The organism is Pseudomonas sp. MN1F (assembly GCF_009391885.1).
Lineage (GTDB): Bacteria > Pseudomonadota > Gammaproteobacteria > Pseudomonadales > Pseudomonadaceae > Aquipseudomonas.
Genome location: NZ_VZII01000025.1, coordinates 30,600 through 46,958 on the forward strand (window position 1 = coordinate 30,600; position 16,359 = coordinate 46,958).

Consider the following 16,359-nt stretch of genomic DNA (forward strand, 5'->3'; position numbering starts at 1 on the left):
TCGTGAGCAAATCGCTGCAAGCCATCCGTGGCATGAACGACATCCTGCCAGAGCAGTCGCCGCTCTGGCGCTACTTCGAAGGCACCGTCGCCGGCCTGCTGGACACCTACGGGTACAGCCAGATCCGCACGCCGATCGTCGAGTTCACCGAGCTGTTCAAGCGCTCCATTGGTGAAGTCACCGACATCGTCGAAAAAGAGATGTACACCTTCGAGGACCGCAACGGCGATTCGCTCACCCTGCGCCCTGAAGGCACTGCCGCCTGCGTGCGCGCGGTACTGGAGCATGGCATCACTGGCAACGGCCAGGTGCAGAAACTCTGGTACATCGGCCAGATGTTCCGCCACGAGCGCCCGCAGAAGGGCCGCTATCGCCAGTTCCACCAGATCGGTGTGGAAGTGTTCAACCTGGACGGTCCGGACATCGATGCCGAGCTGATCATGCTCACCTGGCGCCTGTGGGGCCTGCTGGGCATCCAGGACGCGGTCAAGCTCGAGCTCAACAGCCTGGGTACCAGCGAAGCTCGTGCCCGCTACCGTGACGCGCTGGTCGAGTTCCTCTCGGCGCGCCTGGAGCAGCTCGACGAAGACAGCCAGCGCCGCCTCAAGAGCAACCCGCTGCGCATCCTCGATAGCAAGGACCAGGGTACCCAAGCGGTGCTGGTTGGCGCGCCGAAGCTGGAAGACTACCTGGACGAAGATTCCCGCGTGCACTTCGAGGGCCTCAAGGCTCGCCTCGACGCCGCTGGCATCCCGTTCGTGATCAACACCAAGCTGGTACGTGGCCTGGACTACTACAGCAAGACCGTGTTCGAGTGGGTCACCGACAAGCTCGGCGCCCAGGGCACCGTCTGCGCCGGTGGCCGTTACGACGGCCTGGTCGAGCAGATGGGCGGCAAGCCGACCACTGGCGTTGGTTTCGCCATGGGTATCGAGCGCCTGATCCTGCTGCTGGAAACCCTCGGCAAGGTCCCCGAGTCGATCAACCGCACCATCGACGTCTACCTGTGCGCCTTTGGCGAGCAGGCGGAACTGGCCGGCCTGCGCCTGTCCGAAAGCCTGCGCGACCGCCTGCCGGGCTTGCGCCTGGCGGTCAACGCCGGTGGTGGCAGCTTCAAGAGCCAGTTCAAGAAGGCCGACAAGAGCGGCGCGCTGTTCGCCCTGATCCTCGGCGACGACGAACTGGCCAAGCAAGAGATCGGCTTGAAGCCCCTGCGTGGTCAGGGCGAACAACAGAACATTGCCTGGGATGCTCTGGCTGAGCACCTGGAAACCGCGATCGCTAAGGCGTAACGCGGTTCAACAAGCGAATAGGCGAAAAGGAGTATTGGGGTGTCGAGTACCGATGATGAACTGGCAGGGGTCAAGGACTGGTGGAACCGCAACGGCAAGCCGCTGCTGACCGGTGCCCTGCTGGCTGGTGTGGTGGTGATGGGCTGGAATACCTGGCACAAGTACCAGAACAACCAGTCGCAAGGTGCCTCGCAGCTGTATCAGGCCCTGCTTGAGACCAGCCTGACGCCGAATGGCCAGCCAGACGCAACCAAGGTTGCGGAGCTGGCCGGCAAGCTCAAGAGCGAGTTCGGCGGTACTGCATACGCCCAGTACGGCAGCCTGTTCGTGGCCAAGGTCGCGGTCGAGAGCGGCAAGCTCGACGACGCTGCTGCCGAGCTGAAGAGCGTGCTGGACAAGCCGGCCGACGTCACCTTGGGCGAAATCTCGCGCCAGCGCCTGGCGCGTGTGCTCGCTGCCCAGAACAAGGCCGAAGAGGCCCTCAAGCTGCTCGATGGCGATGCTGACAAGGCATTCCTGGCCAGCCGTGAAGAGCTGAAGGGTGACCTGCTGGTGCAACTGGGTCGCGGCGACGATGCCCACAGTGCCTACGAAAAAGCCAAGGCCGCGCTGTCTGATGAAGCAGCGGTCGGTGGCCTGCAACTGAAGCTGGATGACCTGGCCAAAGGGGACGCGTAAGTGATCGGTTGGAAACAAGCAGCAGTGCTGACCCTGGCCATCCTGGCCGCGGGTTGCAGCAGCAACAGCAAGAAGGAACTGCCTCCGGCCGAGCTGACCAAGTTCACCGAAGAAGTGGTACTGAAAAAGCAGTGGAGCCGTTCGATCGGTGACGGCCAGGGCGAGACCTACAACACCCTGGTACCGGCCATCGAGAATGACCGCATCTACGCCGCCGACGTCAACGGCAAAGTGTTCGCCCTCGACCGCATCACCGGTGACGTGGTGTGGAAGAAAGACCTCGAGCTGCCGGTTTCCGGCGCGGTCGGCGTGGGTTACGGCCTGGTGATGCTCGGCACCCTCAAGGGTGAAGTCGTCGCGCTGGACTCCAGCACCGGTGAAGAGCGCTGGCGCTCCCGCGTGACCAGCGAAGTCCTGGCGCCGCCTGCCAATAACGGTGACGTGGTGGTGGTGCAGACCCAGGACGACCGCCTGATCGGTCTCGACGCCAGCACCGGCAACCGCCGCTGGATTTACGAAAACACCCCGGCCGTGCTGACCCTGCGTGGCACCGGCGCGCCGATCGCCACCAACCGCCTGGCCGTCGCCGGCCTGTCCACCGGCAAGGTGGTGGCGGTGGACATCAACAACGGCGTGCCAGTGTGGGAGAGCCGCGTGGCCATCCCGCAGGGCCGTTCCGAACTGGACCGCGTGGTCGACATCGACGGCGGCCTGCTGCTGTCCGGTGGTACCCTGTACGTCAGCACCTACCAGGGCCGCGTCGCGGGCCTGGACCTGGAAAGCGGCCGTGTACTGTGGCAGCGCGATGCCTCCAGCTATGTGGGCGTCGCCCAGGGCTACGGCAACGTCTATGTCAGCGAAGCCACCGGTACCGTTGAAAGTGTCGACGAGCGCTCTTCCAGCGCACTGTGGACCAACGATTCGATGGCCCGCCGCCAACTGACCGCGCCTGAAGTGTTCTCCAGCTACGTGGCTGTAGGGGACTTCGAGGGTTACCTGCACCTGCTGAGCCAGGTCGATGGCCGCTTCGTCGGCCGTGAGCGTATCGACAGCGATGGCCTGCGCGCCCGCCCACTTGTGGTCGGCGACACCATCTACGTCTTCGGCAACAGCGGCAAGCTCGAGGCACTGACCGTCCGCTGAGGCTATGCTTGAAGCCTTGGCGGGCTTCAAGCTGCGGCGTAGGACACGCCGCCCGAACTCCGGCCGCTGCCTTGCAGCGGCCTTTGCATTTTCAAGAATTCAAGAGTGGAGAGCCGCATGGTTCCCGTAATCGCCTTGGTGGGCCGCCCGAACGTCGGCAAATCCACCATGTTCAACCGCCTGACCAAGACCCGCGATGCCATCGTCGGTGACTTGTCGGGTCTGACCCGTGATCGCCAGTACGGTGATGCCACCTGGCAGGGTCGTTCTTTCATCCTTATCGACACTGGCGGTATCACCGGTGACGAAGTGGGCATGGACGAGAAGATGGCCGAGCAGTCGCTGATGGCCATCGAAGAAGCCGACTATGTGCTGTTCCTGGTCGACGCCCGCGCTGGCATGACCGCTGCGGACCAGATGATTGCCGAGCACCTGCGCAAGCGCAACAAGTCGGCCATCCTGGTGGCTAACAAGATCGACAACATCGACACCGATGTTGCACGTGCCGAGTTCTCGCCCATGGGCATGGGCAACGCCATTCCGGTGGCGGGCTCCCAAGGCCGTGGTATCAGCGCCCTGATGGAAGCCGTGCTGGGCCACCTGCCGCGTGACGCCGAGGAAGAAGCCCTTGACCAGGATGTCGCAGAAGGCGAGGAGGCTGTGCGCATTCCTGGCCCAAGCGAGAAAGATGGCATCAAGATCGCCATCATCGGCCGCCCGAACGTTGGCAAGTCGACCCTGGTCAACCGTATGCTCGGCGAAGAGCGCGTGGTGGTGTACGACGAGCCAGGTACTACCCGTGACAGTATCTACATCCCGTTCGAACGTGATGGCGACAAGTACACCTTCATCGACACTGCCGGTGTGCGCAAGCGCGGCAAGATCCACGAGGAAGTCGAAAAGTTCTCGGTGGTGAAGACCCTGCAGGCGATCAAGGACGCCAACGTGGTGATCTTCGTCATGGACGCCCGCGAAGGTGTGGTGGACCACGACCTCAACCTGCTGGGCTTCGCCCTCGAGGCCGGCCGCGCCATCGTCATCGCCCTGAACAAGTGGGATGGCATGGAGCCGGGTGAGCGCGCTTACGTGAAGACCGAACTGGAGCGCCGGCTGTTCTTCGTCGACTTCGCCGACATCCACTTCATCTCCGCCTTGCACGGCACCGGCGTGGGCAACCTGTACAAGTCGGTGCAGGCCGCGTTCACCTCGGCTGTGACCCGCTGGCCAACCAGCCGCCTGACGCAGATCCTCGAAGATGCCGTCAGCGAGCACCAGCCACCGCTGGTCAACGGTCGCCGCATCAAGCTGCGCTATGCCCACCTCGGTGGTGCCAACCCGCCGCTGATCGTGATCCACGGCAACCAGACCGAGAGCATTCCCAAGTCGTACTCGCGTTACCTGGAAAACACCTACCGCCGCGTGCTGAAGCTGGTCGGTACGCCGATCCGCATCGAGTACAAGGGCGGTGAGAACCCGTACGAGGGCAAGAAGAACACCCTCACCGATCGCCAGGTCAACAAGAAGCGCCGCCTGATGTCGCACCACAAGAAGGCCGAGAAGAAGCGCCGCGACAAGCGCTGATTGCGCGTCGGCTTCTTCGCGGGGTTACCCGCGAAGAAGCCCTTTGATCCAAAGCAATCCCCCTATTGTTTCAACCTTTTTCCTGACCGCTCGATCCGCTATGCTCGGACTCCACCCCGTGCCGGATACACCCCAGGAAAGAGGGCTCCATGATCCGCAGCAAACTGCCGAATGTCGGCACGACCATCTTCACCACCATGTCCCAGCTCGCCGCGCAGACCGGCGCGCTCAACCTGTCCCAGGGTTTTCCCGATTTCAACGGCCCGCAGGCGCTGCTCGATGCAGTCGGCCGGCATGTTGCCGCCGGGCATAACCAGTATTCGCCGATGACCGGCCTACCGGCCCTGCGCCAGCAGGTGGCAGCCAAGGTCGCGCGGTTGTATGGCGCGCAGGTGGATGCCGATCAGGAGGTAACCATCACCCCGGGCGCCACCGAGGCGATCTTCTGCGCCATCCAGGCGGTGATCCACGCAGGCGACGAGGTGATCGTCTTCGATCCCTGTTACGACAGCTACGAGCCCTCCGTGGAGCTGGCTGGCGGGCGCTGTGTGCATGTGCAACTGAGCGATGGCGACTTCCGCATCGACTGGCAGAAGTTCAGCGATGCCCTGAGCCCGCGTACGCGCATGGTCATTCTCAATTCGCCGCACAACCCCAGCGGCGCGCTGATCAGCCGGGAAGACCTCGACCAGTTGGCCAAGCTGATCGCCGAGCGCGATATCTACCTGATCAGCGACGAAGTCTACGAACACCTGGTCTATGACGGCGTGCGCCATGCCAGCGTGCTGGCCCACGAGCAGCTGTACTCGCGGGCGTTCGTGATCAGCTCGTTCGGCAAGACCTACCACGTCACTGGCTGGAAGACCGGCTACGTGATCGCGCCGCCGGCCTTGAGCGCCGAACTGCGCAAGGTGCACCAGTACGTCAACTTCTGCGGCGTGACGCCGTTGCAATGCGCGCTGGCCGACTTCATGGCCGAGCACCCGGAGCACATCGACGAACTGCCGGGCTTCTACCAGGCCAAGCGCGACCTGTTCTGCGACCTGCTCGAAGGCTCGCGTTTCAGCTTTACCCGCACGGCGGGCACCTATTTCCAACTGGTGGACTACTCGCAGATCCGCCCGGACCTGAACGATGTCGACATGGCCCTGTGGCTCACCCGTGAACATGGCGTGGCGACCATTCCGGTGTCGGTGTTCTACCAGCAACCCATCCCCGAGCAACGCCTGGTACGCCTGTGCTTTGCCAAACGTGAGGAGACGCTGCGTCAGGCAGCGGAAAAACTATGCGCGATCTGAGTGCTCTGCCCAACCTGAACGTCGCCCTGGTCCAGACCACCCTGGCGTGGCATGACCGTGAGGCCAACTACGCGCATTTCGAGGTGCTGCTGGACCAGGCCCGTGGCAGCGACCTGGTGGTCCTGCCCGAGATGTTCACCACGGGGTTTTCCATGCAGTCCGAAACCCTCTGTGAGCCTGAGAACGGCCCGACCTACAAATGGCTCAAGGCCCAGGCCAAGCGTATCGACGCGGTGATCACGGGCAGTGTGATCATCCAGGCCGCCGACGGCAGCCATCGCAACCGCTTGCTGTGGGCGCGGCCGGATGGCGAGATCCTGCATTACGACAAGCGTCACCTGTTCCGCATGGCCGGCGAGCACAAGCACTACACCCCGGGTGAGCGCCAGGTGCAGTTCGAGGTCAAGGGCTGGCGGGTGCGCCCGCTGATCTGCTACGACCTGCGTTTCCCGGTGTGGAGCTGCGATGCGCAGGACACCGACCTGCTGCTGTACACCGCCAACTGGCCCGCGGCGCGTCGCCAGCACTGGAACCGCCTGCTGCCGGCGCGGGGCATCGAGAACCTGTGCTACGTGGCGGCGGTGAACCGGGTAGGGACGGACGGCAAGGGCTTTGCCTATTCCGGCGACAGCCAGGTGCTGGACTTCCAGGGTGAGAGCCTGCTCAGTGCAGGGGAGGCAGACGGGGTGTTCACTGCAGTGCTGAGCGCGGCGGAGCTGGCGGCGTACCGCACCAAGTTCCCGGCCAACCTGGATGCCGATACCTTCGAGCTGCATTGATAGCCTGTACTGGCCTCTTCGCGGGTTTATCGAGGCGTCGAACCGCCGCGAAGAGGCCGGTGCTGGTTACATCACTATCTGATCAGTACACATCCCGCCGATACCGCCCATCCTCGATCAGCTGCTGTACCGCTGCTTCCCCAAGCATGCCATTGAGCGCTGCATCCACGCCTGCCGCCATCCCTTGCAGGCTGCCGCAGACATACACACACGCCCCATCAGCCACCCAGCGCTTGAAGTCCTCGGCGTGCTGCAACAACACATCCTGTACATACACTTTCTCGGCCTGATCCCGCGAAAACGCCAGGTCCAGCCGCGCCAGGTCGCCGCTGTCGAGCCAGCCCTGCAGCTCAGCGCCACATAGCAGGTCATGCGCCCGGTTACGTTCGCCGAACAGCAGCCAGTTGCGTGGCTCGCTCGCATTGACCCGCGCCCGGATCAGGCTGCGCAGGCCGGCCAGGCCGGTGCCGTTGCCGATCAGGATCATCGGTGCCGCCGTCTCTGGCAGGTGGAAACCACTGTTGCGGCGCAGGCGCAGGCTCAAGGTGCCGCCCTGCGGCAGGTACTCGGTCAGCCAGCCGGAACCGAGGCCGAGGTTGCCGTCGGCATGGCGCTCCTGGCGCACGATCAGCTCCAGCACGCCATCGCTGGCGATCGAGGCGATCGAGTACTCGCGGCTGCCGACCGGCACCAATGCATCGACCAGCGCTTGCGGGTGCAGGCCGAGCAGGTGATCACGACGGCTTGGCAGCTGGCGGCCAGCCAGCGCCTGGTTCAAGGTTTGCTGCAGGCCCTCGACATGCACGATGGCCGCGGCGTCCAGCGCCATGCCGTGGAGGAACGCGGTGATCCTTGGCTGGCCGTTGAGTGGCAGAATTTCCACCAGGTCACCGGCTTCCCAGCTGGCCGGTTGCTCGGGGCGCAGGCCCAGCAGGTAGACCGGCTGGCCTTGGCTGCCTGGGTTGAGCAGCTCGCGTTGCACCAGGGTCCAGTTGCCGAAGCTCGGCGGCTGCCAGGCGCTGACAGGCTGGGCACCGGTCAGTTGCGCCAGTTCCTGCTGCCACTGTTGCAAGGCGGCCTGGTCGGCGTTGTCCACTTCCACCGGGCTGAATGCGCTGCTGGCGCCGCGCTCGCCAAGCCACGCCTGCAGGCGCCGGGCGAAGCCGCAGAAATGCGGATACTGGCGGTCGCCAAGGGCGAGCAGGGCATAGCTGAGGTTGTTCAGTGCCCAGGGCTGGCCGAGGACCTTGCGCTCGAAACTGCGGGCACTGTCTGGCGCTTCGCCGTCGCCAAAGGTGCTGACCACGAACAGGGCGCGCCTGGCCTGGCGCAAGTCTTGTTCACCCAGGTCGGCCAGGGCGCGCACTTGCACCGGCAAGCCGGCAGCCTGTAGCTGCCCGGCGCTCTGCCAGGCCAGCTGCTCGGCGAAGCCGCTCTGGCTGGCGAAGCCAATCAGCCAGCCATCGCCCCTGGCCGGGTTGCTGTCGACAGTGCCGCGAGCGGCACGTACCTGGCGCTTCTTGCGCCGGCGGTCGAGGTACAGCAGCCAGCCGGTGACGAAGAACAGCGGCATGGTCAGGCTGGCGATGGTGACGATGATGCGACCCGGCAGGCCGAAATATTCGCCGACGTGCAGGGCGTAGACGCTCTGCAGCAGCTGCGCCTTGAAAGACTTGTCGTTGTAGCGGTCCTGGCTTTTCACCTGGCCAGTGGCCGGGTCGAGCACCAGGGTGTTGAACGCGCGCGGGTGGGCGGCATCTTCGAGCAGGTAGAACAGGTTGGCCGGCTGGCCACCGGCTGGAGGCAGGCGCAGGTTGTACATGGCCAGGCCAGGGCCGGCGGCGGCCTTGAGGCTGGCCCAGATAGCGTCATAGTCGACCACCAGCGGCGGCGCGTTCTTGTCGACCTTGGGTGGCCCATGGCGGCCCCGGCCTTCGCCGCGCTTCTGTTGCTGGCCAGCGGCGGGTTGGTCAGCCAGCAGTTTGTTCAGGCCCGAGCGGTACCATTCGTAGGACCAGAACAGCCCGGTCAGTGCGAACAGAAGGTAGAACAGCAGGCACCAGGTTCCAGCCACGGCGTGCAGGTCCCAGTTGAAGGCTCGGCCTTGCTTGGCCCAGTCGAAGGTCAGCCAGGTGCGCCAGTTCAGCGCCTTGCGCGGCCAGCGCAGGTACAGGCCGGACAGGCAGAAGAACACCAGCATCAGGGTGCAGGCACCGGTGATTTGCCGGCCGGTGTCGCCCATGGCGAGGAAGCGGTGCAGGGTCAGCATCAGGTTGAAGAAACCTTGCCCGGTGGCCTCGCCCTTGAGCTCACCGGTATACGGGTCGGCGTAGCGCAGCGCGCCCCGGCGCTCACCCGGTAGCGGGGTGAAGAATACCCGCGCGGCGTTGCCTTCGCGCACGTCGACCCACAGCATCGACACCTTGTCGCCTTGCTCGGCCTCGACCCGGCGCACCAGCTCGGCCGGTGGCAGCACGCCCTCGGCGCGGACCTCGACCTTGAGCACATCGGCGTTGAAGGCGCGCAGCAACTCTTCCTGGAACGAGTACAGCGCACCGGTGATACCCATCAAGGCCAGCACCAGGCCAGCGGTGATGCCAAACAACCAGTGCAGTTGGAACAGCGTCTTCTTCACCACATCTCTCACCTTGTGTTGCTGCCACCGACCGCGCGGCGTGCATTATGCCTTGATACGCAAAAGCCCCGCTCACAGGTATGAACGGGGCTCGGCGGTGTTTCGTCAGAAGTGGACGCTGGTGGTCAGCAATGCCGTCCTGCCCGCTGCCTGGTTGGCGAAGTGGGTGGAGAAGGCCTTGTCGTAGTACACCTCGTTGGTCAGGTTCTGCACGTTCAACTGCAGGTCGACGTTCTTGGTCAGCTTGTAGGCGGCCATGGCGTCGTAGCGCACATAGCTGTCGACCATGGTGGTGTTGGCCACGCTGCCGTATACGTCATCCACGTAGAATGCACCGCCACCGACGGTCAGCTTCGGCGTGATCGAGTAGGTGGTCCACAGGCTGGCGCTGTTGTTCGGCGTGTTCGGCAGCTGGTTGCCGTCGTTGGCCGCGCCCACCGGGCCGCCGTCGATCTGGCGCGCTTCCATGTAGGTGTAGCCGGCGAACACTTGCCATTTGTCGGTGATCTTGCCGCTGGCCGACAGCTCGATGCCCTGCACACGGGTTTCGCCGACGTTTTCGTAGGTGGTGGTGTTCACCTGGACGCGGGCGTTTTCTTTCTCGGTGCGGAACAGCGCAGCAGCCAGGGACAGACGCTCGTTGAGCAGGTCCCATTTGGTGCCGATTTCGTAGTTGGTGGTTTCTTCCGGCTCCATGTCGCTGCTCAGCAGGTTGCCGCTGCGATCAGTGGTGTTGCCCAGCGGGTTGCCTTCAGTGCCTTCGCCGAGCATCGCACCTGGTGGGGTGGCGGAGGTGGCGTAGGACACGTAGATGCTGCCGTTGTCGGCCGGTTTCCACACCAGGCCCAGCTGGCCGGTGACGAACTCACTGGTGTCCTTGCCCTTGGAGACGACGCCCTTGGTACTTACCGCCGTGCTGCCGTTGGCGTTGTAGCCACGGAACTGAGTGTCGAAGTGATCGTAACGCAGGCCCATGTTCAGCAGCCACTGTGGCGACAGTTCGAGGGTGTCGAACACGTAGATGGCCCGGGTGTTGCTCTTGGTATTGGTGCCGGCGTAGTTGCGCGAGATTGCACCGTTCCACGGATCATCCGGGTTCGGGTTGCTCAGCGAGGTGCAGTTGTAGCCGCTGGTAGCACCGATCATGCCTGGGGTGCAGTTGGTGTTCGCTGCGCCACCGGGGACGGTGTCGGTGTTGACGTCGTAGGTTTCACGGTCGCTTTCTTCACGGCTCAGCTCGATACCGGTGGCGAAGCTGTTCTTCAGGCCACCGAGGTAGAACTCGCCGAACAGATCGGTCTGGTTGGTGGTAGTGGAGGTGTTGCCAACGCGGGTGTTGGCGCGGCGCCAGACGCTGCCATTGTTGACGTTGCCCTTGCTGTCGTCGGGCTGGGTCAGGATGTAGTCCTGCATGCTGTTGCCGTGACGGAAGGTGTTCTTGATGGTCAGCGCTTCGCTCAGGTCGTGCTCGATGGCGAAGGTGGCGATGTCGACACGGGTCTTGCGGAAGTCGCGGTCGGTCAGGCCGTAGAAGTTGTCGCTGTCGCCACCGTCGTTCGGCTTGCTCGGGTGAGCAGAGGTGCGCGCGGCGCTGCCAGCGGTGGGAATAGTGTAAGGAATGCCCGAGTCAGGCAGGTCATCACTTTCCAGGTGGTAGTAATCGAGGTTGACGCGGGTCGCGGTGCCCAGGCCGAAGGCCAGCGACGGGGCGATACCCCAGCGGTCGTAGTTGACCTTGTCACGCCCGGCGACATTGCTTTCGTGGGTCATCAGGTTCAGACGCCCGGCGACGGTGTCGCTGAACTGGTAGTTGCCATCGAAGGTGTAACGCTGGGTCTGGTCGCTGCCCCAGGTCCAGGCACCGTCGAGCGAATTGCCCAGGTGCGCGCGCTTGCTCACCAGGTTGATGGTGCCGCCGGCAGCGCCGCGGCCGCCGATGGCCGAGTTCGGGCCCTTGGCCACTTCGACCGATTCGATGGCGAAAATTTCGCGGGTCTGGGCGCCAGTGTCGCGCACGCCGTCCAGGTAGGTGTCACCCTGGGCGTCGAAGCCGCGGATGAACGGGCGGTCGCCTTGCGGGTTGCCGCCTTCGCCGGCACCGAAGGTGATGCCAGGCACGGTGCGCAGGGCGTCCTGCAGGGTCAGGGCATTGGTGTCCTTGATCACTTGCTGCGGGATGACGGTGACCGAGCGCGGGGTGTCCACCAGCGGTGCGGTGTACTTCTGCGAGGAGGCCTTCTCGACCTTGTAATCGGTGCTGGCCTGCTCAGCCTTGCCATTGACGCTGGTGGCGTCGAGGGTGATGGCGCTGCTGGCAGCCGGGTCAGCGGCGTAAGCGCCGGAAGCGCTGAGGGCGACACCGATGGCCGAGACGATCAGGCGTGGTGAACTCACTGCAGATGGTACGTGACGCATTATTGTAGGCCTTCCCCAAGGTGTGAAGGCCGCGAATGTTAATGTAAGGATTTGTAAGGCACAATTGAGACTCGTTACCATTCGCTATAAATTTACAATCTTTACATGTTCTCTTTACGTTTTATGGACGCTGAATCGTCTATGGCCTTGCCAGGGCTTGTGCTGGGTAAAAGGGAATCAATATCATTGACGCTTTACAGATCTTAACGGTGCCGCCGCCATGCTGCTTCATATCCCCGGGTTGTTTGACGCCGATGAACTGGCCCGTATCCGCGAGGCGCTGGAGCAGACCGACTGGGCCGACGGCAAGGTCACGGCCGGCTATCAGTCGGCCAAGGCCAAGCACAACCTGCAATTGCCGGAAGGGCACCCGCTGGCCAAGGAAATCGGCAGCGCACTGATCGATCGCTTGTGGCAGACCCCGCGTTTCATGTCGGCGGCCTTGCCACACAAAGTGTTCCCGCCACTGATCAATTGCTACCGCGAGGGCGGCAACTTCGGTTTCCACATCGACAATGCCCTGCGCCAGCCCAAGGGCAGCGCGGAACGGGTGCGCACCGACCTGTCCTCGACCTTGTTTCTCAGCGACCCGGACAGTTACGACGGCGGCGAACTGGTAATCCAGGACACCTACGGTGAGCAGCAGGTCAAGCTGGCGGCCGGCGACCTGGTGCTGTATCCGGGCACCAGCCTGCACAAGGTCAACCCGGTGACCCGTGGCGTGCGCTATGCGGCGTTCTTCTGGACCCAGAGCCTGGTGCGTGAGGACAGCCAGCGCGCGCTGCTGTTCGAGATGGACAATGCCATCCAGCAGCTCACCGCCGATGTGCCGGACCACCCGTCCTTGCTGCAGCTGACCGGCACCTACCACAACCTGCTGCGCCGCTGGGCCGAGGTCTGAGCCATGTCCTATCAGCTGCGTCGTGAAGAAGTGGTGGATGCTGCCGGCCTGCAGGCCATGCTCGAACACAGCCCTGGCAAGGCGGCCCAGGCGATCCTGGCGGCTGCGGGGCAGGGCATGGTCGAGGCGCAGCTGCTGCTCGGGCAGATTCTGCTCGACGGCCGTGGTATCGAGCAGGACGCCGGTGTTGCCCGGCGCTGGTTCGGCATTGCGGCACAGGGCGGCAGTGCCATGGCGCACAACATGCTCGGTCGTTGCCTGGAGCATGGTTGGGGGGGCGAGGTGAACCTGGCGCAGTCGGCCATTCACTATGCCAGGGCGGCCGATGCCGGCCTGGATTGGGGGCTGTACAACCTGGGCAACCTGCTGGCCACCGGGCGTGGGCTACCCGCCAACCAGGCCCAGGCGCTGAGCTGTTACGAGAAGGCTGCGCAGATGGGCCATGCCAAGTCGATGAACTTGTACGGGCGTTACCTGGAGCACGGCATTGCCACCGCGCCGAGCCCGGTGCGGGCGGTGCGCTGGTATCGGCGCTCGGCCGAAGCGGGGGATTTCCGCGGCATGTTCAGCCTGGCGATGGTGCTGGCCGAGCGGGGGGACATGGCAGAAGTCGGGGCTTGGCTGGAGCGCGCGCGGGTCGAGGGCAACCTGAGCTTTCTGCGTAGCGCCTTGGTGACCTTGCAAGGGGCGGGGCCAGTGTTGATGGCGTTTGCGCAGCGATATGCCGAAGAGATCGAACGGCGCGGGGAGTGATCAGTGGCCTGGGACGGCTAGCCATTCGAGGGGGGCGTTCCAGGTTCTTCCCAGGGGGACACGGAAGCAGAGTCGCGTTGCACCGCGCAAGTCATACGACTGCGGTTCTCTTGCGATTCATCACCTGGAGGTCACCATGACGACAATCAATCTGCAGCAATCATTCACGGCGAGGTTGGAGGGGCAAGACAACAGCAAACAGAGCGTGCCGATCATGCTAATCGAACGGCAATTGCTCGAAGTGGACAGCTCCGGATGGCTCTGTCTGCCAGCAGGCGATACGGTGGGGCTGAATTTCTTGCCGGCCACGTTGCGTTTCGATTTTCTTGGTCAGCATGGCGACAGTTGCCATTACCGGGTCAGTTGCGCGACCAGGAATTCGCATTATTTCGAGCGACATCTGGATTGCAGCAGCAACGGTTACCTAGGCTTCTACAGTTCGTCGGCGGGTGATGTATTCTGGAAAATCGATGTGATCAACGGTTCGGCGAGCGGCGTATCGCCTGTATTCAACCTGCGTGATCACCGCGGGCGCGGGGTAACGACGCTGACTGACAGCAGTATTATCCAGGGCAAGATAACCTACCTGGCGGCTTCCGACTCCAGGATGAAGCCCCAGCCCTTCAAGCTGGTTGACTATAAGCCGAGCTGACCCAAGGGAGGCATGAGTCGAGCGCCGCCTGCACGGCGCTTTACCGCGCAGGCGACGCAGATGCTTACAGGTAGTAAGCCTTCAGCGGCGGGAAGCCGTTGAATTCAACAGCGCTGTAGCTGGTGGTGTAGGCACCGGTGGACAGCCAGTACAGGCGATCACCGATGGCCAGGTTCAGCGGCAGGCCGTACTTGTAGTTTTCGTACATGATGTCGGCGCTGTCACAGGTCGGGCCGGCGATGACCACTTCTTCGGCTTCGCCTTTCTTCTCGGTCCAGATCGGGAACTTGATGGCTTCGTCCATGGTTTCGATCAGGCCCGAGAATTTGCCCACGTCGGTGTAGATCCAGCGCTCGACGGCGGTGCGCGACTTGCGCGCGACCAGCACCACTTCGCTGACCAGGATACCGGCGTTGGCGATCAGCGAACGGCCCGGCTCGAGGATGATTTCCGGCAGGTCGTCACCGAAGTCTTCCTTCAGGAAGCGGATGATCTCTTCGGCGTAGGTCTCGAGGCTGTTGGTACGGGTGATGTAGTTGGCCGGGAAGCCGCCACCCATGTTGATCAGCTTCAGCTCGATGCCGTCTTCTTCCTTCAGGCGCTCGAAGATCACCTTGACCTTGGCGATGGCTGCGTCCCACACGCTGATATCGCGCTGTTGCGAGCCAACGTGGAAGGAGATGCCGTAAGGCACCAGGCCCAGGTCACGGGCGAGGATCAGCAGGTCCATGGCCATGTCGGTCTGGCAGCCGAATTTGCGCGACAGTGGCCAGTCGGCCGTGGTCGAGCCTTCGGTGAGGATACGCACGTACACTTTCGAGCCCGGCGCGGCCTTGGCGATGTTGCGCAGGTCGGCTTCCGAGTCGGTGGCGTACAGGCGCACGCCCTTCTCGTAGAAGTAGCGGATGTCCTTGGACTTCTTGATGGTGTTGCCGTAGCTGATACGGTCGGCGCTGACACCACGGCCCAGGACCTTGTCCAGTTCGTAGATCGAGGCGATGTCGAAGCTCGAACCTTTCTCTTTGAGCAGGTCGATGATCTCGACGGCCGGGTTGGCCTTGACCGCGTAGTACACCTTGGCGAACTCGAAACCAGCACGCAGGTCGTCATAGGCCTGGCTGATCATCTGGGTGTCGATGAGTACGAACGGGGTTTCCTGCTTGTCGGCGAACGCCTTCATTTTCTGGAAGGTGTCACGCGCGAAATAGTCTTCGACCTGGATCGACATGCTCAGGGACTCCATGGGCAAACTGAATGATTAAGTGGCTGCAAACTGAACGTCCTCCGTATCCCCACTTTGGTTCGCCTACTCAGTACTTGAGCCGGATGGATCGTTTCCAGCATGGACGTTCGGCGCGCACTTTAGGGCGTGAAGAATGCAGAATCAACTGGCAATCCGGGTGCGATCGTCGTGGATCGGCACGCTACCCGTTGAATAACCGACTCACCTGACCGCCTGATGTTCCCCGGCATGTTTCAAGCGTAAAAAATTGTGGAATAGACCGCGTTGACCCCTTTGCGGGTAAACCCGCTCCTACAGGGTTTTCGCAATTCCTATGGGAGCGGGTTTACCCGCGAAGGGGCCTGTGGTGTTCATATTTATGGCCACAATTTCTGGCACTGGCGTACATGAAAAACACGATAAATTTTTTGTTACCGTCGGGCAGATTTGCCGTTATGGATGAGAAACATTACTATTCGCACCCTCATCCGCCTCCCTGACGACCCCGAACGTGTCCGGACACAAAGGCTTCCTCGACCACTACCATGAGCTGATCGGCACCTGGACGCGCAAGTTGCGCAGTCGTCAGCAGGCCGAGGACCTCACTCATGATGCTTTCGTCCGGGTACTGGAAAGCCCGCGCGAACAGGTCGAGCAGCCCCGCGCCTACCTGCACCAGACTGCCCGCAACATCGCCGTGGACGGGTTTCGCCGCGAAGACCGGCGCCAGGCCGTGGAACTGCAAGCCTTCGACGAAGGCGTGGCCACCAGCGACGACCCGGAAGCCTACGTGCATGCCCTGGAGCTGGCCGACAGTGTCGAGCGTGCACTGGCCGAGTTGCCGCTGAACTGCCGCCGGGTGTTCATCTGGCAGAAGCTCGAAGGCCTGAGCCAGGCCGAGATCGCCGAGCGCATGGGTTTGACCAGGAACATGGTCGAAAAGTATATGATTCGCACGCTCCGGCATCTGCGCGAGCACCTGGACGTGTCAGCACGATGAGTCAGGAGAC

The 16,359-nt window shown here is 63.1% G+C and carries 13 protein-coding genes; 10 read left to right on the forward strand and 3 right to left on the reverse strand.

What is annotated here, in order from left to right; translation table 11 throughout:
* Positions 1–2: 2 nt before the first annotated feature.
* The 6 genes from hisS to F6X59_RS13920 all read left to right on the forward strand — a co-directional run bounded on the left by hisS (position 3) and on the right by F6X59_RS13920 (position 6,771).
* Positions 3–1,292 (forward strand): histidine--tRNA ligase, encoded by a 1,290-nt coding sequence (gene hisS, locus F6X59_RS13895; protein ID WP_372240383.1) that lies wholly within the window; start codon positions 3–5, stop codon positions 1,290–1,292.
* Between the two features lie 39 nt (positions 1,293–1,331).
* Entirely contained in the window at positions 1,332–1,970 is a 639-nt protein-coding gene (locus F6X59_RS13900; RefSeq protein WP_346653155.1) for a tetratricopeptide repeat protein, read from the forward strand.
* Positions 1,971–3,113 carry an outer membrane protein assembly factor BamB gene (gene bamB, locus F6X59_RS13905; protein WP_346653156.1) on the forward strand — a complete coding sequence of 381 codons (1,143 nt, stop codon included), beginning with the start codon at positions 1,971–1,973 and terminating at the stop codon, positions 3,111–3,113.
* Positions 3,114–3,230: 117 nt separating this feature from the next.
* Positions 3,231–4,694 (forward strand): ribosome biogenesis GTPase Der, encoded by a 1,464-nt coding sequence (gene der, locus F6X59_RS13910; protein ID WP_152956696.1) that lies wholly within the window; start codon positions 3,231–3,233, stop codon positions 4,692–4,694.
* A gap of 149 nt (positions 4,695–4,843) precedes the next feature.
* Positions 4,844–5,992 carry a pyridoxal phosphate-dependent aminotransferase gene (locus F6X59_RS13915; protein ID WP_152956697.1) on the forward strand — a complete coding sequence of 383 codons (1,149 nt, stop codon included), beginning with the start codon at positions 4,844–4,846 and terminating at the stop codon, positions 5,990–5,992.
* The gene (locus tag F6X59_RS13920; RefSeq protein ID WP_152956698.1) at positions 5,980–6,771 is read left to right on the forward strand and encodes an amidohydrolase; all 792 of its coding nucleotides are present in this window, start codon (positions 5,980–5,982) and stop codon (positions 6,769–6,771) included. The genes F6X59_RS13915 and F6X59_RS13920 overlap by 13 nt, the downstream gene beginning before the upstream one ends.
* A gap of 82 nt (positions 6,772–6,853) precedes the next feature.
* On the opposite strand, the gene F6X59_RS13925 is transcribed toward F6X59_RS13920, so the two are convergent.
* Entirely contained in the window at positions 6,854–9,409 is a 2,556-nt protein-coding gene (locus F6X59_RS13925) for a PepSY domain-containing protein (protein WP_372240384.1), read from the reverse strand.
* A 102-nt stretch (positions 9,410–9,511) separates the two neighbouring features.
* Complete coding sequence (locus F6X59_RS13930; RefSeq protein ID WP_372240389.1) at positions 9,512–11,824, reverse strand: TonB-dependent receptor; 2,313 nt, start codon at positions 11,822–11,824, stop codon at positions 9,512–9,514.
* Positions 11,825–12,041: 217 nt separating this feature from the next.
* On the opposite strand from F6X59_RS13930, the gene F6X59_RS13935 reads away from it, so the two are divergent.
* From F6X59_RS13935 to F6X59_RS13945, 3 genes are all read left to right on the forward strand, one after another.
* Positions 12,042–12,722, forward strand: a complete 681-nt coding sequence (locus F6X59_RS13935; protein ID WP_152956700.1) for a Fe2+-dependent dioxygenase — start codon at positions 12,042–12,044, stop codon at positions 12,720–12,722.
* A gap of 3 nt (positions 12,723–12,725) precedes the next feature.
* On the forward strand, positions 12,726–13,475 hold the full coding sequence (locus F6X59_RS13940; RefSeq protein ID WP_152956701.1) for a tetratricopeptide repeat protein: 750 nt from the start codon (positions 12,726–12,728) through the stop codon (positions 13,473–13,475).
* 136 nt (positions 13,476–13,611) lie between these two features.
* Positions 13,612–14,127, forward strand: a complete 516-nt coding sequence (locus F6X59_RS13945) for a hypothetical protein (protein ID WP_152956702.1) — start codon at positions 13,612–13,614, stop codon at positions 14,125–14,127.
* A gap of 64 nt (positions 14,128–14,191) precedes the next feature.
* On the opposite strand, the gene F6X59_RS13950 is transcribed toward F6X59_RS13945, so the two are convergent.
* On the reverse strand, positions 14,192–15,355 hold the full coding sequence (locus F6X59_RS13950; protein WP_025337787.1) for a type III PLP-dependent enzyme: 1,164 nt from the start codon (positions 15,353–15,355) through the stop codon (positions 14,192–14,194).
* A 505-nt stretch (positions 15,356–15,860) separates the two neighbouring features.
* On the opposite strand from F6X59_RS13950, the gene F6X59_RS13955 reads away from it, so the two are divergent.
* Positions 15,861–16,349: a sigma-70 family RNA polymerase sigma factor gene (locus F6X59_RS13955; RefSeq protein WP_372240385.1), complete on the forward strand. Its 489-nt coding sequence runs from the start codon at positions 15,861–15,863 to the stop codon at positions 16,347–16,349.
* Positions 16,350–16,359 lie beyond the last annotated feature (10 nt).